Source organism: Pinisolibacter aquiterrae (genome assembly GCF_019160155.1).
GTDB classification, from domain to species: Bacteria; Pseudomonadota; Alphaproteobacteria; order Rhizobiales; family Ancalomicrobiaceae; genus Pinisolibacter; species Pinisolibacter aquiterrae.
Genome location: NZ_JAFNIH010000061.1, coordinates 206,394 through 227,843, shown reverse-complemented (window position 1 = coordinate 227,843; position 21,450 = coordinate 206,394). Strand labels below are relative to the sequence as shown.

General features: G+C 69.3%; 19 protein-coding genes. 12 read left to right on the top strand and 7 right to left on the bottom strand.

Going from position 1 to position 21,450, the window contains the following annotated elements; all coding sequences use genetic code 11:
• The first annotated feature begins 85 nt into the window (after positions 1-85).
• Positions 86-3,199 (top strand): bifunctional proline dehydrogenase/L-glutamate gamma-semialdehyde dehydrogenase PutA, encoded by a 3,114-nt coding sequence (putA, locus tag J3S89_RS22510; RefSeq protein WP_217931749.1) that lies wholly within the window; start codon positions 86-88, stop codon positions 3,197-3,199.
• 67 nt (positions 3,200-3,266) lie between these two features.
• Here the strand turns inward: putA and J3S89_RS22505 are convergent, their stop codons facing one another.
• Positions 3,267-4,526, bottom strand: coding sequence for a URC4/urg3 family protein (locus J3S89_RS22505; RefSeq protein ID WP_217931747.1), 1,260 nt, complete (start codon positions 4,524-4,526; stop codon positions 3,267-3,269).
• Positions 4,527-4,610: 84 nt separating this feature from the next.
• Positions 4,611-5,870, bottom strand: coding sequence for a GTP cyclohydrolase II (locus J3S89_RS22500; RefSeq protein ID WP_217931746.1), 1,260 nt, complete (start codon positions 5,868-5,870; stop codon positions 4,611-4,613).
• Positions 5,871-6,071: 201 nt separating this feature from the next.
• On the opposite strand from J3S89_RS22500, the gene upp reads away from it, so the two are divergent.
• The 4 genes from upp (at position 6,072) to J3S89_RS22480 (ending at position 9,538) form a co-directional block, all read left to right on the top strand.
• Entirely contained in the window at positions 6,072-6,707 is a 636-nt protein-coding gene (upp, locus tag J3S89_RS22495; RefSeq protein ID WP_217931743.1) for a uracil phosphoribosyltransferase, read from the top strand.
• 61 nt (positions 6,708-6,768) lie between these two features.
• Positions 6,769-7,698, top strand: a complete 930-nt coding sequence (locus J3S89_RS22490; protein ID WP_217931742.1) for a PfkB family carbohydrate kinase — start codon at positions 6,769-6,771, stop codon at positions 7,696-7,698.
• 152 nt (positions 7,699-7,850) lie between these two features.
• On the top strand, positions 7,851-8,441 hold the full coding sequence (locus tag J3S89_RS22485; RefSeq protein WP_217931740.1) for a retropepsin-like aspartic protease family protein: 591 nt from the start codon (positions 7,851-7,853) through the stop codon (positions 8,439-8,441).
• 98 nt (positions 8,442-8,539) lie between these two features.
• Positions 8,540-9,538 (top strand): phosphate/phosphite/phosphonate ABC transporter substrate-binding protein, encoded by a 999-nt coding sequence (locus J3S89_RS22480; protein WP_217931738.1) that lies wholly within the window; start codon positions 8,540-8,542, stop codon positions 9,536-9,538.
• Between the two features lie 33 nt (positions 9,539-9,571).
• Here J3S89_RS22480 and J3S89_RS22475 read toward each other — a convergent pair whose 3' ends face one another.
• The 5 genes from J3S89_RS22475 to J3S89_RS23455 form a co-directional block, all read right to left on the bottom strand.
• A complete protein-coding gene (locus tag J3S89_RS22475) occupies positions 9,572-10,756 on the bottom strand; it encodes an acetate/propionate family kinase (RefSeq protein WP_217931736.1) in 1,185 nt (394 codons plus the stop codon).
• The gene (locus J3S89_RS22470) at positions 10,753-12,171 is read right to left on the bottom strand and encodes a bifunctional enoyl-CoA hydratase/phosphate acetyltransferase (protein ID WP_217931734.1); all 1,419 of its coding nucleotides are present in this window, start codon (positions 12,169-12,171) and stop codon (positions 10,753-10,755) included. The genes J3S89_RS22475 and J3S89_RS22470 overlap by 4 nt, the downstream gene beginning before the upstream one ends.
• Positions 12,172-12,381: 210 nt before the next feature.
• Positions 12,382-12,978 carry a TadE/TadG family type IV pilus assembly protein gene (locus J3S89_RS22465; protein ID WP_217931732.1) on the bottom strand — a complete coding sequence of 199 codons (597 nt, stop codon included), beginning with the start codon at positions 12,976-12,978 and terminating at the stop codon, positions 12,382-12,384.
• Positions 12,975-13,514 (bottom strand): TadE/TadG family type IV pilus assembly protein, encoded by a 540-nt coding sequence (locus J3S89_RS22460; RefSeq protein ID WP_217931730.1) that lies wholly within the window; start codon positions 13,512-13,514, stop codon positions 12,975-12,977. Before J3S89_RS22460 ends, J3S89_RS22465 begins: the two co-directional genes overlap by 4 nt.
• Before the next feature lie 229 nt (positions 13,515-13,743).
• Positions 13,744-14,211 (bottom strand): pilus assembly protein N-terminal domain-containing protein, encoded by a 468-nt coding sequence (locus J3S89_RS23455; RefSeq protein ID WP_217931728.1) that lies wholly within the window; start codon positions 14,209-14,211, stop codon positions 13,744-13,746.
• A 340-nt stretch (positions 14,212-14,551) separates the two neighbouring features.
• On the opposite strand from J3S89_RS23455, the gene J3S89_RS22450 reads away from it, so the two are divergent.
• From J3S89_RS22450 to J3S89_RS22420, 7 genes are all read left to right on the top strand, one after another.
• A complete protein-coding gene (locus J3S89_RS22450; protein WP_217931726.1) occupies positions 14,552-14,722 on the top strand; it encodes a Flp family type IVb pilin in 171 nt (56 codons plus the stop codon).
• Positions 14,723-14,904: 182 nt separating this feature from the next.
• The gene (locus tag J3S89_RS22445; protein WP_217931724.1) at positions 14,905-15,414 is read left to right on the top strand and encodes an A24 family peptidase; all 510 of its coding nucleotides are present in this window, start codon (positions 14,905-14,907) and stop codon (positions 15,412-15,414) included.
• Between the two features lie 146 nt (positions 15,415-15,560).
• A complete protein-coding gene (gene cpaB / locus J3S89_RS22440; RefSeq protein WP_217931723.1) occupies positions 15,561-16,367 on the top strand; it encodes a Flp pilus assembly protein CpaB in 807 nt (268 codons plus the stop codon).
• Positions 16,368-16,398: 31 nt separating this feature from the next.
• Positions 16,399-17,925 carry a type II and III secretion system protein family protein gene (locus J3S89_RS22435; RefSeq protein WP_217931721.1) on the top strand — a complete coding sequence of 509 codons (1,527 nt, stop codon included), beginning with the start codon at positions 16,399-16,401 and terminating at the stop codon, positions 17,923-17,925.
• Between the two features lie 13 nt (positions 17,926-17,938).
• The gene (locus J3S89_RS22430; protein WP_217931718.1) at positions 17,939-18,676 is read left to right on the top strand and encodes a CpaD family pilus assembly protein; all 738 of its coding nucleotides are present in this window, start codon (positions 17,939-17,941) and stop codon (positions 18,674-18,676) included.
• Positions 18,673-19,935 (top strand): CpaE/TadZ family protein, encoded by a 1,263-nt coding sequence (locus J3S89_RS22425; protein ID WP_217931716.1) that lies wholly within the window; start codon positions 18,673-18,675, stop codon positions 19,933-19,935. The genes J3S89_RS22430 and J3S89_RS22425 overlap by 4 nt, the downstream gene beginning before the upstream one ends.
• Before the next feature lie 26 nt (positions 19,936-19,961).
• Positions 19,962-21,434 (top strand): TadA family conjugal transfer-associated ATPase, encoded by a 1,473-nt coding sequence (locus J3S89_RS22420; RefSeq protein WP_217931715.1) that lies wholly within the window; start codon positions 19,962-19,964, stop codon positions 21,432-21,434.
• Positions 21,435-21,450 lie beyond the last annotated feature (16 nt).

Here is a 21,450-nt window from a genome sequence, read left to right as displayed (position 1 = left end):
AGCGGCAAGAGACGCGATATCATGAGGAATGAGCGGTCACCGCTCCGCGCGGGCCACCGGACGCGCGTCGCCTCGGAGATCCCCCATGCTCGCCTCGCCCTCCGTCGCGCCGTTTCGCGCGCCCTTCGCCCCCGACGACGCCGTTCTCGTCGCCGATCTCCTCGCCGAAACCGCGCTCGGGGCCGATGCCCGCGCCCGCGTCGATGCCGACGCCACCCGGCTGATCGCGGCGATCCGCACCGAGACCGGCGGCTTCGGCGTCGAGGAGTTCCTGCGCGAATATGCGCTGACCACCCGCGAGGGGCTGGCGCTGATGGTACTCGCCGAGGCGCTGCTCCGGGTGCCCGACGCCGCCACCGCCGACCGCCTGATCGAGGACAAGCTGGCGGAGGCCGAATTCGAGAACCACGAGCGCGTCTCCGACGCCTGGCTGGTCTCCGCCTCGGCCTGGGCGATGGGGCTGACGGCGCGGGTGTTCCGCCCCGGCGAGACGCCGACCAACATCCTTTCCGGCATGGTCAAACGCCTCGGCCGCCCGACCATCCGCACCGCCGCCCGTCAGGCGATGCGGGTGATGGGCCATCAGTTCGTGCTCGGCGAGACGATCGAGAGCGCGCTCGCCCGCGCCGGATCGCTCGAGGCCAAGGGCTGGCGCCATTCCTACGACATGCTCGGCGAGGGCGCCCGCACCCGGGCCGATGCCGAGGCCTATTTCGCTTCCTACGCCACCGCGATCGAGAAGATCGGCGCCTCGGCCGGCGGAAAGCCGCTCCCGGCGCGTCCCGGCATCTCGGTCAAGCTCTCCGCGCTCCACCCGCGCTACGAGGCGGTGAACGCCGCCGCCGTGATGCGCGAGCTGGTGCCGCGCCTCCTCGACCTCGCCCGCGCCGCCAAGGCCCACGACCTCGCCTTCACCGTCGATGCCGAGGAAGCCGATCGGCTCGAACTGTCGCTCGACGTCTTCGCCGCGACGCTGGCCGACCCGTCGCTGAAGGGCTGGGACGGCTTCGGTCTGGCGATCCAGGCCTATCAGAAGCGCGCCGTCGCGGTGGTCGATTGGGTCGCCGATCTCGCGGCGAACCTCGACCGGCGCCTGATGGTCCGCCTCGTCAAGGGCGCCTATTGGGATACCGAGATCAAGCGCGCCCAGGAGCGCGGCCTCGACGATTTCCCGCTCTTCACCCGCAAGGCCGCGACCGATCTCTCCTATCTCGCCTGCGCTCGCCGTCTCCTCGCCGCGCGGCCGCGCCTCTATCCCCAATTCGCCGGCCACAACGCCGTGACCATCGCCGAAATCCGCGAGATCGCCGGGCCGAAAGGGGCGGGCGATCCCGGCTTCGAGTTCCAGAAGCTGCACGGCATGGGCGACGCGCTCCATCGCACCGTGGTCGAGAAGGACGGGTGGCCCTGCCGGATCTACGCCCCGGTCGGCGGCCATCGCGATCTCCTCGCCTATCTGGTCCGCCGCCTGCTCGAGAACGGCGCCAATTCCTCCTTCGTCGCCAAGGTCGGCGACGCCGACGTGGCGGTGGCGGATCTGCTGGTCACGCCGGAGGAGGAACTGGCCGGCGGCACCAGGCCGCGCCATGCCCGCATCCCCCGCCCGCGCGATCTCTTCGGCGATCGGCTCAACTCGCGCGGCCTCGAATTCGGCGTCGCCGCCGAACGCGACCGCCTCGTCGCGGCGCTGGCCGCCGAGGCCGGCACCACCTACGAGGCCGCCCCGGTGATCGACGGCAAGGGCCGCCCGCGCGCCTTCCGCGACGTGGTCTCCCCCACCGACGGCCGCACCGTGATCGGCCGCGTCTCGGAGGCGGATCCCGCCCTGGCGGCCGAGGCGATCACCCGCGCCGTCACCGCCTTCCCGGCCTGGGACGCGACCCCGGTCGCGACCCGCGCGGGTGCCCTCGATCGCCTCGCCGACGCTCTCGAGGACAATCGCGATCGGCTGATGGCCCTGCTCGCGGCGGAAGCCGGCAAGACGCTGCCCGATGGGCTCGCGGAAGTGCGCGAGGCGGCCGATTTCTGCCGCTACTACGCCGGCGAAGCCCGTCGTCTCTTCGGCGCCGATCGCATCCTTCCCGGCCCGGCCGGCGAGGAGAACCGGCTGGTCCATCGCGGTCGCGGCGCCTTCGTCTGCATCAGCCCGTGGAACTTCCCGCTGGCGATCTTCTTAGGCCAGGTGACGGCCGCGCTCGCCGCCGGAAACACGGTTCTCGCCAAACCGGCCGAACAGACCCCGCTGGTGGCGGCCTTCGCGGTGAAGCTCGCCCATGAGGCCGGGATCCCCGCCGGCGCGCTCCAGTTCGTGCCCGGCGACGGGGCGGTCGGCGCGAGCCTCACCGCCGATCCACGCATCGCCGGCGTCGCCTTCACCGGCTCGACCGAGGTGGCGCGGCTGATCAACCGGGCGCTGGCCGCCAAGGACGGCCCGATCGTGCCGCTGATCGCCGAGACCGGCGGCATCAACGCGATGATCGTCGACGCCACCGCCCTGCCCGAACAGGTCGCCGACGACGTCGTCACCTCCGCCTTCCGCTCCGCCGGCCAGCGCTGCTCGGCCCTGCGGCTCCTGTTCCTGCAGGAGGACGTCGCGCCGCGCATGCTGGAGATGATCACCGGCGCGGCCAAGGAATTGCGCCTCGGCGCGCCGATCGACCCGGCGACCGACGTCGGCCCGGTCATCGACGCCGAGGCGCGTGATCGCCTCGCCGCCCATGTCGCGACCGAACGCGCCGCCGGCCGCGTGGTCTGGGAGGGCGCGACGCCGGAGGGGGCTCTCGCCGGCGGCACCTGGGTCGCCCCGACCGTGATCGAGCTTCCCGACGCCGCCGCCCTCGACCGCGAGCATTTCGGCCCGCTCCTCCATGTGGTGCGCTGGAAGGCCAAGGATCTCGACGCGGTTCTGGCCGCGATCGCCGCGACCGGCTACGGCCTGACGCTGGGCGTCCATTCCCGCATCGACGCGACGATCCGCAAGGTCGAGAAGCGGCTTTCCGTCGGCAATCTCTACGTCAATCGCAACATGATCGGCGCGGTGGTGGGCGTGCAGCCCTTCGGCGGCTCGGGCCTCTCCGGCACCGGCCCCAAGGCCGGCGGTCCCGGCTATCTGCCGCGCTTCGCGCTCGAACAGGTGATCGCCACCAACACCGCCGCGGCCGGCGGCAATGCCGCGCTGCTCTCGCTCGGCGAGGTGTGAACCGGGGTGTGAGGAAGAGGAGGGGAGGCAGTCCCCTCTCTCGCCTCGGAGCCGCGCGTGGCCCGTCTCAGAACACCGTGCCGTCGGAGACGATGGTCAGCGGCGGGGAGCCGTCCGGCCGGCGTTCGCGCGCGAGCCGCCGGCCGGCGAGCCAGGTGCCACCCTCGAGCACGCAGGCGAGCGGGAAATTGAGCGCGTTGCGCCCCAAGCCCTGACGGATGATCGCCGCGAGACGATCGATCACGGCGATGGTGAGCGCTCGCCACTCCACCACCAGTTCCTCGTCGACCGAGTGGGATCGAAGGGCCGCGTCCGGGTCGCGCAGCACCAGGATGCCGCCGTCGATCAGGAGACCGCCGTTGCGATATTCCGCGAGCCCGGTCAGACCGTCGAGATTGGTGATCTCGAGCCCGGCCCAGGAGAGCGGCTCGATCAGCGAATAGGTCAGCCACTGCGACAGCTTGTGGATCGGCATCAGCTGATTGGTGGCGTCCTCGGTGACGAGCTTCTGGTGGATCCAGGTGTCGCCGAGTGGCACGCCGGCGAGCGACCAGCGCCCCGGCCAGATCGGCCCGAGCGCGTCGAGCAGCGTGGCGAGGATCGCCGGCGCCGGCACGCGGCCGTCGGGGAAGCGGCGCAGCAGATGGTCGAGGAGACCGCCCGGCCGCGCCCCGTCCTCGGTGCCGAAGACGTCGGAACGATGAGCGAGCTGTTGGCCGAGCCGGTTGAGGAGGCCGAGGCGCCCCTCGAGCCCGACCAGCGGATTGGACTGGGAGACCTGGAACCCGTCGGCGAGCTCCTCCGCCGTCAGCCCCGCCAGCGCGCGCGCGTCGGCCCGCAGCGGATCGAACGGCTCGGAGGAGAAGATGCCGGAGGCGAACATCGCCAGCGAGGCGACCGCGAGCCCCTCGGTGCGGGTGAAGGTCTCGCCGGTGACCGCCTCGGCATAGGCCCAGCGCGTCCCGGCGCCGGCATCGATCAGGACCGAGATCATCGCCAGATCGATCGAGGCGCGGCCGAATTCGAGCGCGTCCGCCCATTCGCGCGAGGCGGCGAGCCCGCCCCAGCGATCGATGCCGCCCACCTCGAAATTGCGCCAGCGCGAATGCGGCGGCACCTCGAGGGTCGGATGCTCGGAGCGGATCAGGCGCTGGACCCAGTCGGCGACCGGATCGAGACGGGCGAGATCGACCCGGAAATGATCGAGCCGCTCCATCAGGGCGAGATCGAACAGCCGGTTGGCGCGCTCTCTCACCGCTTCGGCCGAGAGCAGGCGACGCGCCGCGGCGACGTCTTCGGGCGTGGCGGAGGCGCTGTCGAGACTCATGAAACCCGTCTTCCCCATGGGCGCCGTCCGGCGCGCTGACCTTTTCGGCGAACGGCCGATTCGCTCGCCAGGGTGGCGTGAATTTCAGTAATGGTCGAGACCGCGCCCGACCGTGCGCTCGAGATCCTCGCCGCTCGGCGCCCCGTCGGGGGCGTAGTAGCCGGCCGCCTTCTTGGCCTCCATCTCGACTCGCGCGTCGGCCGGGATGAGGTCGTCGGGGATCGGCACCCGTTCGACGATCTCGATGCCGGAGCCGGTGATCGCGTCGTATTTCATGTCCGACATCGACACGAAGCGGTCGATCTTGGTGATCCCGAGCCAATGCAGCACGTCCGGCATCAGCTGTTGGAACCGCGCATCCTGGACGCCGGCGACGCATTCGGTGCGCTCGAAATAGGTGGCGGCGCGGTCGCCGCCCTCCTGCCGCTTGCGGGCGTTGTAGACCAGGAACTTGGTCACCTCGCCGAGCGCCCGGCCTTCCTTGCGGTTGTAGACGATCAGGCCGACGCCGCCGTTCTGCGCCTCGCGGGCGCATTCCTCGATGCCGTGGATCAGATAGGGCCGGCAGGTGCAGATGTCGGAACCGAAGACGTCGGAGCCGTTGCATTCGTCGTGAACGCGGCAGGTGAGGCGCACGCCCGGGTTCGAGAGCCCGGCCGGATCGCCGAAGACGTAGCAGGTCTGGCCACCGATCGGCGGCAGGAACACCTCGAGGTCGGGCCGCGTGACCAACTCCGGAAAGATACCGCCGGTCTGTTCGAACAGGACGCGGCGCAGGTTCTCCTCCGACGTGTCGAAACGGGCGGCGAGGCCGGGCAGCCACCACACCGGATCGATCGCGATCTTGGTGACGGCGATGTCGCCCTGGGCGCGGACGATCTCGCCGTCGACGCGGATCCGGCCCTTGCCGATCTCCGGCACCAGTTCCGGCAGCGTCAGGCGCGCCTTGGTGACGGCGATGGTCGGACGAATGTCGATCCCCTCCGCGATCTCGGTCGCGAAGATCCGCTGGACCTCGTGGCCGAAGGGATCGATCGAGACGATCCGGTCCGGGTCCGCCCATTGCGGATGCGGGCCGATCGCGATCGGCGGGGTGGTGTTGGTGAGGTCGGGCCGCTGCAGCGGATCGAGCGCGCCGCCGGCCACCGCCAGCGCCCGGTAGAGCGCGTAAGACCCGCCGTGGGTGCCGATGGCGTTGCGATCCGACGGCCGCGTCACCGTGCCGATGATCGGGCCGCGCTCGCGCGGGTCGGCGGCGCCCCAGGTGATCGGAAAGCGCGGCGCCGAGGAGGTGCCGGGGTGAGAGGTGAGGCGAATATGTCCGGTCTTGTTGGGGACGCTCATGAGAACCTCCGCGATCACTCGGGGATCGCATCCGGGAAAAGAGTCATGCTGACAGAAATTCGACGACGTGAAAATGACCGTGACGTGAAGTTTTCGCGGCACTGCACGCGGCCCGGTGGACCGGCGGCGAGGAGGCCTTGCGGGCGCCGTCGGACGGGCTAAGGTCGGTGGCGAAACGGTGACCCGGACGAGGAGACGATCATGGCGTTCGAAGGAGTGACGGTGGTCGACCATCCGCTCGTGGCCCACAAGCTGACCCTGATGCGGCGGCGCGAGACCTCGACCAAGAGCTTCCGGGCGCTCCTCAGGGAGATCTCGCTCCTGCTCGCCTACGAGGCGACGCGCGATCTGGAACTGACCACGACCGAGATCGAGACGCCGCTGACGACCATGCAGGCGCCGACCATCGCCGGCAAGAAACTGGTGTTCGCGCCGATTCTGCGGGCCGGCATGGGCCTGCTCGAGGGCATGTTGGAACTGGTCCCCTCCGCGCGCGTCGCCCATGTCGGGCTCTATCGCGACCCCAAGACGCTGACGGCGGTCGAATATTACTTCAAGGCGCCGGAGGACATCGGCGAGCGTCTGGTGATCGTGCTCGACCCGATGCTCGCCACCGCCAATTCCGCCACCGCCGCGATCGAACGGCTGAAGGAGGCCGGCGCCAAGAATCTGCGCTTCGTCTGTCTGCTGGCGGCGCCCGAGGGCATCGGCAAGCTCCGTGGCGACCATCCGGACGTGCCGATCTTCACCGCCGCGATCGACGAACGCCTCAACGATCACGGTTACATCGTGCCGGGTCTCGGCGACGCCGGCGATCGGATGTACGGAACCAAGTGAACCGCGAGTGCGTGAGGCGGGACCCGCTCGGATCCCGTCGCGCCCCGCCGGGAGCCGCGCCGTGATCGTCGTCTTCGGCACTCTCAACGTCGATCTGGTGATCGTCGTGCCGCGCCTGCCGGCGCCCGGCGAGGGCGTGAAGGGGGGCGACCATCAGCTCTTTCCCGGCGGCAAGGGCGGCAATCAGGCGCTCGCCGCCGCGCTCGCCGGCGCCCGCGTCGCCCTGGTCGGAGCGGTCGGGGGCGACGGTTTCGCCGCGACCGCGCTGGCGGGCCTGGCCGAGGCCGGCGTCGATCTCTCCGGCGTGGCGCGCTCCGATCGGCCGACGGGGCTGCAGACGATCGCCGTCGATCCCACCGGCGAGAACCTGATGACCGGATCGACGGCGGCCAACGCCGACGCCTCGCCCCAGGCGCTCGCCCCGCTCCTCGGCCCCGGCGTCACGCTGTTGACTCAGACCTCGATCGGGCTCCGCGCGGTCGAGACGGCGATCGCGCTCGCCCGCACCGCCGGGGCCCGGGTCGTGCTCAACGCCGCGCCGGCGATCCCGCCGGCCGAGGCGACGTTGGCGGCGGTCGACGTGCTGATCGTCAACGCCCACGAGGCCGCGAGCCTCGCCGAGGCGCTCGGCCTTCCCGGCGAGGCCATGGCCTTCGCCGTCGCCGCGGCCCGTCGCTTCATGGCGACGGTGGTGGTGACGCTCGGGCCGCGCGGCCTCGTCGCCGCCACGCCCGAGGGCGATCGCCTCGACGGCGCGCCGCCCGAGGTCGCGGTGGTCGACACGACCGGAGCCGGTGACGCGCTGATCGGCGCGATCGCGGCGGCGCTCGATCGCGGTGCTCCGCTCGAGATCGCGTTCGCCGAGGGGCTCGCCGCCGGCTCTCTCGCCTGTCGCGAGACCGGCGCGCGCTCGAGTTTCGCGTCCCGGTCGGCGATCGGGCGCCTCGCCGCGACGATCGCGATCCGACGGACGACGGGAGGAGCGGCATGAGCGAACGTCCGCCGCGCAAACGTCGCACGACACCCGCCGAGCCGGCACCGAAACCTCGCCGCCGCGCGCCGGCACGCAAATCGGCCGCCGTCGCGCCGCCGATCGAATCCGAGGCCGTCGGTTCAGCCCCTGTTAGGACAAGACCCCGCAGTATGAACCCCTTCGAAGGGAAGGGTCGCATGCTGCGCAACGTGCTTCGACTGGCGCTGGTGATCTCGTTGGCGGTTCTGATGTCGCCGGCCTACGTGCCGGCGCTGCTGCACGTCGTCGCCTTCGTCACCGAGCGGCCGGTCGCGGTCGACTATCGCGCCAACGGCTATTCGGTCCAGGAGGGCGAGGAGCCGATGGAGGCGATCCGCACCTCGGGTGGGCGCCGCGTCACGCTCCAGGCCGACGCGCGCGGTCACTATCAGGCCGAGGCCACGATCAACGGCAAGACGGTTCCGGTCCTCATCGACACCGGCGCCACCTCGGTGGCGCTGCGCGCCGAGGACGTGTTCCGCCTCGGTCTCCGCCCGCCGATGCCCTCCGACTTCACGGTCCCGATCTCCACCGCCAACGGCACCACCCGCGCCGCCCGCGTCACCCTCGACGAGATCCGCATCGGCGGGGTCCGTGTGCGCAAGGTCGAGGCGCTGGTGATGCCGGAAAAGATGCTCGCCACCAACCTGCTCGGCATGAGCTTCATCCGGCGGCTCTCCAACGTCGAGATGACCGGCGGCAAGTTGACCTTCGTGGAGTGACCTGCCGTTACGGTAGGGGTGGTTGCCTCCCGCCGCGACGCACCGCATGCTCGCGTCGATTCGGCCCCTCGTCCCCACCACACTCAGGTTCCCGCCGCATGACCCCGCGCCGCGTCCTCGCCTCGATCCTGCTCGCCGGCCTCGTCGGTATCGTCGCCGTCGTGCCGGCGGCCGTCGCGCAATTGTCGCCGATCGGCGGCGTCCCCCGCGAGGCCGAACCGGCCGGAAAGACGCGGGCCAAACCCTTCCGTCTCGGCATCGTCGCGACCGCCCGTCCGGAGGCGGCGGTCGAGCGGGTCGATCCGTTCCGGCGGCGCCTCGCCGAGGTCCTCGACGGCGCGGTCGCGGTGACGCCCTTTCCGGACGAGGCCGCGGTGATCGGCGCCCTGGTCGCCGGGCGCATCGATTATGCGCCGCTCTCGGCGGTCGGTTATGCCACCGCCTCGCGCCTGTGCGGCTGCGTCGAGCCCTTGGCGGCGCCACGCGCGGCCGATCGGGCGCCCGGTTGGTTCGCGATCCTGCTGGTCGCGGCCGACGGCGGCATCGCCTCCGTCGACGATCTCGCCGGGCGGCGGCTGGCGATCGCCTCGAATGAGGCGGTCGGCACCGGGCGCCTGCCCTCGATGCTGCTCGAGCGCGCCGGCCTCACCGGGGCGCGGGGTCCGCGGCGGATCGAGACGGACGGCCCGGCGGAGGCGCTCCAGGCGCTTCTCGACGGACGCGCCGATGCCGCCGTGGTGTGGTCGAGCCTCGACGGCGATCCCCAGACCGGCTGGAGCCGGGGCACGCTCGCCGATTTCGTCGCCGCCGGCCGGGTCGAGGCGGCGCGGGTGCGCATGGTGTGGTCGTCGCCGATCCTGCCGCTCGGCCCGCACACGGTGCGCGGCGCGCTCGACGAGCCGACCAAGCGGCGCCTGCGCGAGATGCTGATCGAACTCGATGCCGACCCGGACGTCTACGAGGCGATCGAACCGGCCGCCTCGGGCGGCTTCGTGCGGGTCGGCGCGCCGGCCTACCGGCCCTTCGTCGATCTCCTCACGCCGCCGGGCGAGGCGGAGACCCCGCCGGAGACGACCGGAAGCGCGCCGAAGGGGTGAGACCCGACGGCGCGCGGATCGTCCCGCGACCGATCAGAGCGCGATCAGGCGGGAGGTGTGGTGGGCGATGACGCCCTCCTCGTCGGTCGGGATCACGTGCACCGTCACGCCGGAGTGCGGCATCGAGATCACCGGCGCGTCGACCGCGTTGGCGGCGTGGTCGATTTCGACGCCGAGGAACTCGAGCCCCTCGACCGCGCGGGCGCGCACCAACGCCGAATGCTCACCGATGCCGCCGGTGAAGACCACCGCGTCGAGGCCGCCGAGCACCGAGGTCATGGCGCAGATCTCGCGCTTGACCCGGAACACGAAGAAGTCGATCGCCCGCTTGGCGCCGGGCGCATCGGACCGCTCGAGGTCGCGCATGTCGCCGGAGATGCCGGAGAGACCCTTGAGGCCGCTCTCCTTGTAGAGGATCTTGGTGATCTGCGCCGCGTCCCAGCCCTTCTCCTGCATCATCCACAGCAGCACGCCCGGGTCGATCGAGCCGGAGCGGGTGCTCATCGGCAGACCGTCGACGGTCGAGAAGCCCATCGTCGAGCCGACCGACCGGCCCGCCTTGACCGCGCACATCGAGGCGCCCGAACCGAGATGGGCGACCACGGCGCGGCCGCTCGTCGCCATCTCCGGCGCCCGGTCGACCAGCTTGCCCCACACCGCCTCGTAGGAGAGCCCGTGGAAGCCGTAACGGCGCACACCTTCCTCCCACAGGGAATAGGGCAGGCCATAGGTGTCCGCGACCCAGGGGTGGCGGCGATGGAAGGCGGTATCGAAACAAGCGACCTGCGGCACGCCGGGGAAGGCCTCGATCGCGGCGCGGATGCCGGTGATGTTGTGCGGCTGATGCAGCGGCGCCAGCGGGGTGAAGCGGACGAGATTGGCCATCACGTCTTCGTCGATCACCACCGGCGCCTCGTAGATCGGACCGCCGTGGACGACGCGATGACCGACGCCGACGATGTCGAGATCGGACATGTTGGAATGGAGGAAGCCGATGATCTGCGCGAGAACCTCGGCATGGGCGGCGAGCGCGTCGGCCTGTTTCCAGCGCCATTCGATCATCGTGTGACCGGCTTCGTCGCGAATGATCAGATGCGGGTGGGTGCCGATGCCCTCGAGCTGGCCGACCGCCAGCCGGCGACGCAGCGCGTCGGCGGTATAGAGGGCGAACTTCAGGCTCGATGAACCCGCGTTGAGGGTGAGGACGGCTCTGGTCACGGGCAATCCCCCGTCATGGTGGGTGCGAGCAGGCTTTCGCCGCATTCGAGGTAGTGGCCGTAGATCTGGGCCAGCGCGGCGGAGACGAGACGGGCACGCTCGTCGTCGGCGCGGCTCGTCACCATCACCGGCACCTTGGCGCCGATGACGAGGCCGGAGGTCTCGGCGGAGGCGAGGAACACCAGTTCCTTGGCCAGCATGTTGCCGGATTCGAGATTCGGCGCGATCAGCACGTCGGCATGACCCGCCACCAGCGAGATGATGCCCTTGCTCTCGGCCGCGCCGGCGTCGATGGCATTGTCCATCGCCAGCGGTCCGTCGACGACGCCGCCCCGGATCTGGCCGCGTTCGGCCATCTTGGAGAGAACCGCCGCGTCGATGGTCGAGGGGATCGCCGGATTGACCGTCTCCACCGCCGAGAGGATGCCGACCTTGGGCAGGGTGATGCCGATGGCGCGGGCGAGGTCGATGGCGTTCTGGACGATGTGGACCTTGGTGTCGAGGTCGGGAGCGATGTTGATCGCCGCGTCGGAGATCAGGAGCGGCGTCGGGCGTCCCGGGAGGTCGAGCACGAAGACGTGCGAGAGACGACGTCCGGTGCGCAGGCCCCCGTCCTTCTTGACGACGTGATGGAGCAGCACGTCGGTGTGGAGGTGGCCCTTCATCACCGAGCGCACGCGGCCCTCGTGGACCATGGCGACCGAGCGCGCCGCCGCCTGGTCGTCGTCGGCGACCGCCTCGATCGGCAGAGCGGAAATGTCGAAGTGCAGGGCGGCGGCGCATTTCTCGATGCGGGCACGCGTCCCGACCAGGATCGGATCGATCAGCCCGGCCTTCCAGGCCTCGATCGCCCCGCCCAGCGACGCTTCGTCGTCGGGCTGGACGACGGCGGTGGGCGTCGGGGCGCGGGTTTTGGCGGCGGCGAGAAGGCGATCGAAGGCGAGATGGCGCTCGACCATCACCTCGGGAATGTCGATGTGCGGCAGCGTGATCCGGGTGACCGGCGCGGCGACGACGCCGTTGCCCTCCGCGACCGCCTCGCCGTTGGACTTGGAGACCTTGAAGGCGAGCGCGGCGGTGCCGTCGGGGTATTTCGCGGTGACGGTCACGGAGGCGGTCAATTCGTCGCCGGGCGAGACCGGGGCGAGGAAAGTGATGTTGGCGGAGCGCCACACCGAGCCGGGGCCGGGCATGCGATTGCCGACCGCCGCCGACAGGATCGCGGCGACGAGGAAGGCGGGAACCGCCTCGACCGCCGGCCGGCCGTCGGCGCGCAGCGCGCTCGGCGGCAGGGTCAGCGGATTGTGATGGCCGGAGAGACGAGAGAAGAGGAAGAGATCGTCGGGGCGCACGCGGCGCGTCGTCGCCGCGCCGGCCCCCGTCTGGATCTCGTCCCACAGTTTGTTTTCGATCATGTCGGCCACTCGCCTCCTCGAGGGATCGTCTGTCACGGAGGTGGGCGCGGGCGCTCCTCGCGCACCGCCGTCGACGCTCCGCCGCCTCGCGCGGGCCGTCCTGGAACCGCCGAAGCCTTCGCGAAATAACACGTTCGTACGACGATTCCGTCCCGGCTGTTCCGTAGGTAGTGCCCGGTATGCTGCGTCGCAGCGAGAATTCCGCGGCACTCAGGCGGCGCAATCCTTGCTGTCGTAGATGACGGTGGCGGAGGTGCGCGGGCGGAAATAGGAGACGTCCTTGAGCGTGATCGCCCCCGTTCCCCAGATGTCCTTCATGATCGTCGAGAAGGCCGAGGTATAGGAGTATTTCACCTGGGTGACGACGACCTGCTGTCCGTCGGTCACGAGGCCGGTGGGAATGGTCACCGGCGGCGACGAGCCGATCGTCCATCCGGTGTCGTTCTGGGCCTTGCTCCAACAGACCTTGTAGCCGCCCGACGTCGTGTACTTCACCGCCGAGATGATCATCTTGGCGCCGGTGCTGTCGTAGGGCGTCATCACCGAGACGGAGGCGGCGATGATGTCGTTCATCTGTTGGATGGTGAGGGTGCCCGACTGGGCCACGAGATCGCCGAGGGTGGCGCTGGTGTGGCCGACCTTGCGATAGATGCCGAGTGCCTGGGAGATCTCGTTGCCGCCGATGAACAGCGTCACCATCAGCGGCAGCAGCAGCGCGAACTCCACCGCCGCCACCGCGCGGCGATCGCGCAGGATCGAGCCGGGACGGAACACGCGCGTGACGGTCGAGGTGGGACGATCGGTCATGGATAGGGCGAGCTCCATGGGAAGGGCTCGTTGCGGAACACGGCGACCCCCGTCATCAACAATTTCCCGTCCGCCGTGTTGGCGAGGTCGAGACCGAGATTCTTGAAGATCACCGGATAGGCGTAGAACACCCTGACCACCACGATGTCGGAGCCGTTGCCGGTGTGGTAGGAGCCGACCTTCGTCGGATCGAAGTTGCCGTCGGCGTCCTTGAAGGCACTGTAGGTGTTCAAGTTTCCGATCGACGAGAACTGCGAATAGACGGTCGATTCGACATAGACCTTGTTGCAGTCGAAGAGGACGTAGAGCCGGTCGCAGACCTGCGCCTTGAACTGCGAGGCGTTCATGCTCTGCTGCTGGGCCTGTCCGGTACGGATCAGGCGGGCGGCGTCGGCCGTGGCGCTGTCGAGCACCTGCGAGGCGAGAAAGACCACCGCCATTTCCATGATGGCCCCGATCAGGGCCAGGAACGGCGCGGCGATGATGGCGAATTCGACGGCGGTGGCGGCACGCGTGTCGCGTAGGAGGCGGCGCATCGTCGCCCGCCATCCCGCGCCCCGCGCTCGCTCGCTCCTTCGACGTCCCGGCATCTCCATCGCACGTCCTCGTGACGATCGGACGGCGCCTCCCGGATCACCGTCTGGAAGACCATCCATCGCGCGAATGTTTGAACAAACGGTTCAAATTCCGAGAATTTCGCCGCCGCCGCCCGGCCTCTCTCGTCTCGATCGGTGCCGACGGTCTCGCGCCGTCGGCGGACGGATGTCACTGCGTCGGCCCGGTCGACTGCGCGACGAAGCCGCTGCGACCGGCCATCTGGCTCGACGCCTGGCTGAAGTACTCGGACGCGTCGCCGGGCTCGAGGGCCACGTTGCAGCTCGGCGTGCAGGCATAGGTGTAGCGACGGGCGCCGCGCTGCACCGTGACCATGCCGCGATCGGCCTTCTCGACGTTGATCAGCTCGTCGGCGATCAGTTCGCCCTTGGCGTCGAGGATGACGAGATTGGTGACGCCGGTGACCTTGCCGGTGATGACCAGCGTCTGGCGGTCCTGAATGGTCGCGTCGGCGATCGCGGGATTGCCGATGACCACCGTGGCGGCGGGCGCGGAGATGCGCATCACCTTGGCGCGGTCGATCATCACCGCGATCGGATCCTTGGCGGTCACGCCGGACACGGATCCGGCGAGGACGGCGACGGTGGCGAGAGCGCGAAGAACGGTGAAGGGGCGCACGGGAGGGAAACCTCGTTCGGGGAAACCGGCGACCCGTCGGCGCGACGCCCGACGAGAGCGATCGCGCACCGGATCGAGATGCATCCTGACGTGGTTTGGTGAACGATCACTTAAGATCGCCATCGACATCGCGCGTCGATCGGGCCAGCCACACGCATGATTTGCACCATTTGCTAACCCTGGTGGCGATTCCGGCGATGAACACTTCGCTAACCATTCGAATTTACTCCGAATTAGGTCGTGACCCGTAATGTCGCTCCAGACTTCGAGCGGCCGAGGTGTGTAGGCCGACGAAAGACGAAGTCGCTGAAACCGTGTGCATACGATGAGGAGCTCTCAGATGACCTTGTTCGCCCGTTTCCTGAAGGACGAGTCCGGCGCCACCGCGATCGAGTATGGCCTGATCGCCTCCCTGATCGCTCTCGCGATCATCGCCGGCGCGACCTCGCTCGGCACCACGCTGTCGAACACCTTCAACCATGTCGCCTCCAAGATGGTGACCTCCGGCTGATGCCGGCTGCGGACGGCCACGACGCGCCGTTCGAAGGGGATCAGAAACGAGGCGGGCCGAGCCCGCCTCGTTTCGTTTCGGGGAGGCTCGATCGCCGGCCCGGCCGCGACCGTTTACTCCGCCTCAACCCGCCACGCCCATTCTGAGGCGAGACGCCAGGACGGACGAAGGACGCCATCGAGATGACGCAGACCCTTTCGATGATCGTGATCGCGCTCTTTCCGATCCTGACCGCGCTCGGCGCGGCGACCGATTTCCTGACCATGACCATCCCCAACCGCATCACCCTCGGCCTCTTCGCCGCCGGGCTCGCGGCGCTGGCGCTCGCCGCGCCGGGATGGGAGGTGGTGGGCTGGCATCTCGCCTCGGCCGCTCTGATCTTCGTCGGCGGCTTCGCCCTCTTCGCCCTCGGCTGGATGGGCGGCGGCGACGTCAAGTTCGCCTCCGCCATCGCCCTGTGGCTCGGCTGGGGCCATCTCCTCGACTTCGCCCTCGGCTTCTCGATCTACGGCGGCATCCTGACCGTGGTGGTGTTGATCACCGATCGCGCCCTGGCGCCGCTGCCGGCGCTCCGGGTCGGTTTCCTCGCGCGCTTCCCCGAGCATCGGCACGTGCCCTACGGCATCGCGCTCACCGCGGCGGCACTCCATCTCTTCCCGTCGACGGCGTGGTTCGCCGTTCTGATGGGTTGAGAGGCACCGCTCGCGCCGGGTCGAACGGCTTCATCTTCCGTTCACCGCGAAAAGTGACCGACCATTAACCATACCTGAACCAATTGGACCCGAAAGTCTGGGGAGATGGGCGCCGAGGGTGACCATCCCAAGAATCGGGTTCGATCATGAAGGCTTCACGTCTCCTCGTTCTGGCGGTCGCGCTCGTCGCCGGCATCATCGCGGCGATGCTCGCCGTCAAGATGTCCAACCGGCCGCCGGCGCCGGCGCCGGTGGTCGCCGCCGCGCCGGTCGCGCCGCCGGCTCCCGAGACCGTCGACGTCCTGGTCGCCGGAGGCGACATCTCCACCGGCAAGCGGATCGCCGCCGGAGACTTCGTCTGGCAGCCCTTCCCCAAGGCCGGCATCGTCGAGGCCTACATCACCCGCGCCGCCCATCCCAAGGCGGCCGAGGACTACGCCGATTGGGTCGCGCGCAGCGCCTTCTTCAAGGGCGAGCCGGTCAACGAGCAGCGCCTGCTCAAGGCCGAACGCGGCTTCATGTCGGTGATCCTGACGCCGGGCATGCGGGCGACCGCGGTCGAGGTGAAGGCGGTGTCGTCGGCCGGCGGCTTCATCCTGCCCAACGACCACGTCGACATCATCCTGACCCGCGCCGCGCCCAAGGGCATGAACGCCGACCCCTACGTCAGCGAGACGATCCTCACCAACATCCGCATCCTCGCCGTCGACCAGCAGGTCGCCGACACCAAGGATTCCGCGTCGATGCTGGCCAAGGACACGGTGACGCTGGAGCTCACGCAGCGTCAGGCCGAGATCGTCGCCCAGTCGCAGCAGCTCGGCGTGATCTCGCTCGCGCTGCGGGCGCTGCGTGATCGCGAGACGCCCGTCGGCGAGGAAGAGAGCACGGACGTCGGTGGTTCGGTGAGGGTGGTTCGCTACGGGGTGAGCTCCACGGTTTCGATCCGGCGCTGAAGCGTTCGGTCGGTGTTTCGAGGGTGATCGCATGTTCGCCAGACTGGTTCCTTCCCGCCGCTTCTCCGCCGCCCTGGCGTTCACGGCGGCCGTCGTCGCGATCGCTGCGGCGCCGACGCAGGCCCCGGCCCAATCCGTTCGCTACGATCGGATGACGGCATCGGACTCCCGCAGCGAACGCGTGGTCCACCTCGCGCTGTCGAAGTCGAAGATCCTCGATTTCGAGGACGACATCCGCGACGTGCTGGTGTCCGACCCCAAGGTCGCCGACGCGGTCGTCCGCTCGTCGAAGCGCCTCTATCTGATCGGCAACAAATTCGGCAACACCAACGTGGTGGTGTTCGGCGCCTCGGGCCGGCCGATCGCCAATCTGCAGATCCAGGTCGAGGTCGACACGTCCTCGCTCGAGGGGCTCCTGAAGCGCGTCCTGCCGCGCAGCACGATCCGCGTCGAGGCCGTCGCCGGAACGGTGATCCTGTCGGGCATGGTCGCCAACGCCAGCGAGGCCGTCCAGGCCTACGAGGTCGCCTCGCGCTTCATCGGCAGCGAGGGCTCGTCCTCGTCGTCCTCGTCGTCTTCGTCCTCGTCCGGATCGGCCCCGGCGACGACCGGCTCGACCGGCACCGCCACCGTCGCCAGCCTCGGGTCGGGCCCGCAGGTGGTCAACGCCCTGACCATCGCCGGCAAGGACCAGGTGATGCTCAAGGTGACGATCGCCGAGATGCAGCGCGACGTCATCAAGAAGCTCGGCATCGACGTGACCGCCGGCGGCGGGCAGGGCAATTGGTTCGGCGCCTTCAGCTCCTCCAATCCCTTCCCGATCACCTCCGCGGTCGATCCCGCCTCCACCGTCTCCGGCGGCGGCACCTTCGGGCCGTGGTCGGTCTCCGCCAAGCTCCAGGCGCTCGAGCAGAACAGCCTGATGAAGACGCTCGCCGAGCCGAACCTGTCGGCGCTGTCGGGCGAACAGGCGCAGTTCCTGGTCGGCGGCGAATATCCGATCCCGGTCAGCCAGTCGTCGGGCTCGAGTGGCAGCACCATCGGCATCGAGTTCAAGACCTACGGCATCGCGCTCAACTTCCAGCCGATCGTGCTCGCCGAGGACCGGATCAACCTCACGGTCAAGACCGAGGTGTCCGAACTCACCTCCGACGGCGCCGTGACGATCGGTTCGCTGACCATCCCGGCGCTGCGCGTCCGCCGCGCCGCGACCACGCTCGAGATCCCCTCGGGCGGCGCGATGGTGCTCGGCGGCCTGATCAAGGACGACGTCAAGCAGGCGCTGGCCGGCACGCCGGGGCTGATGAGCGTGCCGATCCTCGGTACCCTCTTCCGCTCCCGCGACTTCCAGCATTCGCAGAGCGAGCTGGTGATCTTCATTCAGCCCGTCGTGGTGCATCCGGTCGCCTCCGCCAAGTTGCAGCGGCCCGACCAGAACTTCCGTCCGAGCGGCGACGCGGCGGCGATGTTCATGGGACGCCTGAACCGGGTCTATCGCGCCAACGGCCAGTCCCCGAACGGCACCTATGCCGGTCGGTTCGGCTACATCTTCGATTGAGGGTCCGGACACCATGAGCCCGATCGTTCGACTTCTTCCCTCTCCCCGCCTCGCCGCGATCCTGTTGGGGTCTCTCGCCCTCGGCGCGACGCTCGGCGCCTGCGCGCCGCGCGAGCCGCAGTTCACCGGCTCGATCGACACCGACGGCTATCGCACCCGCCATCCGATCGTGGTGGAGGAGGGCAACGAGACCCTCGACGTCCCCGTCGGCGTCCAGGGCGCGCATCTCTCCGCCAAGCTCGCCGCGACGGTCGAGGCCTTCGGGCGCGAATCCCGCCGCCAGGGCGCCAGCGGCGTCACCATGATGGTGCCGAGCGGATCGGCCAACGAGGTCGCCGCCCACCGCCAGTCGCGCGAGATCGCGGCGGCGCTGACGCGCGGCGGCGTGCCGGCCCATGCGATCGAGCGGCGCGTCTACGAGGCCGTCGGCCCCGAGGACGTGGCGCCGATCCGCATCGCCTATCCGCGCATCGTCGCGCGGGTGCCGCACGAATGCGGCGAGTGGCCGCGCCAGACGACGTCCGACTTCGTCAACCGCGATTATTGGAACTTCGGCTGCGCCACCCAGGCCAACATCGCCGCGATGGTCGAGAACCCGGCCGATCTGGTCGCCCCGGCGCCGCTCGGCCCGACCGACGCGACCCGCCGCGCGGTGGTGCTGCAGGCCTATCGCAAGGGTGAGAAGACCAAGTCGAACTTCTCGCTGCCGGCGCCGAGCGCCAGCCAGGTGAGTGGAGGAAGCAGCGAATGACGCTCGCCAGAGACGAAAACGCCGCGGGCGATCCGAACGATCTCCGCCCCGTTCCCCGCATCGCGATCCAGGCCTTCTGCGAGACGAGCGACGTCGCCGAGCTGCTCGAGGCGGCCGGGGCCGATCGGCGCATGTCGCGCGCTCATCTCAAGGTGCAGATGGGCGGGCTTCCCGCCGCCGTGGAGTTCTACGGCTCGGCGCCGACCCCCAATCTGGTGGTGGTCGAATCCAAGGGCAAGGCGGAGGAGATCCTCGGCCACCTCGACGGTCTCGCCGACGTCTGCGATCCCGGCACCAAGGTGATGGTGATCGGCCACGTCAACGACGTCGTGCTCTATCGCGAACTGATCCGCCGCGGCGTCAGCGAATATGTCGTGATGCCGCTCACCATGTTCGACGTGGTGCGGGCGATCGGCGAACTCTATCACGGCCCGGCGGCGGCGCCGCTCGGTCGCACCGTCGCCTTCATCGGCGCCAAGGGCGGTTGCGGCTCGTCGACGGTGGCCCACAACGTCGCCTGGTCGATCGGCAAGACCTTCGGCACCGACGTGATGATCACCGATCTCGATCTCGCCTGGGGCACCGCCGCGCTCGACTTCAATCAGGAGCCGCCGCAGGGCGTGGTCGAGGCGCTGAACTCGCCGGAACGTCTCGACGAGACCTTCCTCGATCGCCTGCTGACCAAATGTTCCGACCAGCTGTCGATCCTGGCGGCGCCGGCGATGCTCGATCGCGCCTACGATCACGAGGAGCAGGACTTCGACACGATCATCGAGGTCGCCCGGTCCACGGTGCCGATCGTGGTGCTCGATCTGCCGCATCAATGGACCTCGTGGACGCGCCGCCAATTGCGCGAGGCCGACGACGTCGTCATCGTCGCCGCGCCCGACCTCGCCAATCTCCGCAACGCCAAGAATCTGGTCGACACGTTGAAGGCAGGCCGTCCCAACGACGCGCCGCCCCACCTCGTCTTCAACATGGTCGGTGTGCCGAAGCGGCCGGAGATCAAGCCCGAGGAATTCGCCAAGGCGCTGGAGCTGCCGATCGCGGCGATCATCCCCTTCGACGCCGCCGTCTTCGGCAACGCGGCGAACAAGGGCCTGATGATCGGCGAGATGGACGCCAAACACGCCTCGGCGGAGGTCTTCCGCACGCTGGCCACGTTGACGACCGGGCGCCGCGAGGTTCGCAAGGGCCGCAAGTCGGCGCTCGATCTGGGGCCGCTCCTCGCCAAGCTCAGGATGCGCAAGGCATCGTGAAACGTCTCGAACCATAGGGTGAAGGTATGTTCGGTCGTCGTGGTTCGACTGGAACGACATCGGGAGCCGGCAAGGCGGACGCGACCGCGCGTCCCGCCGCCGCGCCCGCACAGGCGCGTTCGGCCTCGCCGGCGAGTTCGCAGCCGAGCCGCGCCTCCCAGGCCGCCGATCCGAACGCGCCGCTCCCCCCCAGCCGCCCGCAGGAGCGCCAGCGGTCCGAGGACTATTACGACGTCAAGTCGTCGATCTTCTCCGCCCTGATCGACACGATCGATCTGTCGCAGCTCGCCCGCCTCGATCCGGAATCGGCACGCGAGGAGATCTCCGACGTCATCAACGAGATCATCCATCTCAAGAATCTGGTGATGTCGATCGCCGAGCAGGAGGAACTGCTCGCCGACATCGTCAACGACGTGCTCGGTTACGGTCCGCTCGAGCCGCTGCTCGCCCGCGACGACATCGCCGACATCATGGTCAACGGGGCCGAGAAGACCTACATCGAAGTCGCCGGCAAGGTGCAGCTGACCAACGTCCGCTTCCGCGACAATCAGCAGCTGATGAACGTCTGCCAGCGCATCGTCAGTCAGGTCGGCCGCCGCGTCGACGAATCGAGCCCGATCTGCGACGCGCGCCTGCCCGACGGCTCCCGCGTCAACGTGATCGCGCCGCCGCTCGCCATCGACGGTCCGGCGCTCACCATTCGTAAGTTCAAGAAGGACAAGCTGACCCTCGATCAACTGGTGAACTTCGGCACGATCACGCCGGAAGGCGCGCAGGTCCTCCAGATCATCGGCAAGAGCCGCTGCAACGTCATCGTCTCCGGCGGCACCGGCTCGGGCAAGACGACGCTGCTCAACTGCCTGACGCTCTATATCGAATCGACCGAGCGCATCATCACCTGCGAGGACGCCGCCGAACTCCAGTTGCAGCAGCCGCACGTCGTGCGCCTGGAAACCCGCCCGCCCAACATCGAGGGCGAGGGCCAGATCACCATGCGCGATCTGATCAAGAACTGCCTGCGCATGCGTCCCGAGCGGATCATCGTCGGCGAGGTGCGCGGACCCGAGGCCTTCGATCTGTTGCAGGCGATGAACACCGGCCACGACGGCTCGATGGGCACGCTGCACGCCAACTCGCCGCGCGAAGCCCTGAGCCGCATGGAATCGATGATCACCATGGGCGGCTACGGCCTGCCCGCGCGCACCATTCGCGAGATGATCGTCTCCTCGGTCGACGTGATCGTCCAGGCGGCGCGTCTGCGCGACGGCTCGCGCCGCATCACCCACATCACCGAGGTGCTGGGCATGGAAGGCGACGTGGTCGTGACCCAGGACCTCTTCGTCTACGACATGATCGGCGAGGACGAACTCGGCCGCATCGTCGGACGCCACCGTTCGACCGGCATCGGCCGTCCCCGGATGTGGGAACGCGCGCGTTATTTCGGTGAGGAACGTCGATTGGCCGAGGCCCTGGATCGGGCCGAGGTCCGGGAAGGCTGACGCCGCTCGTCGGTGC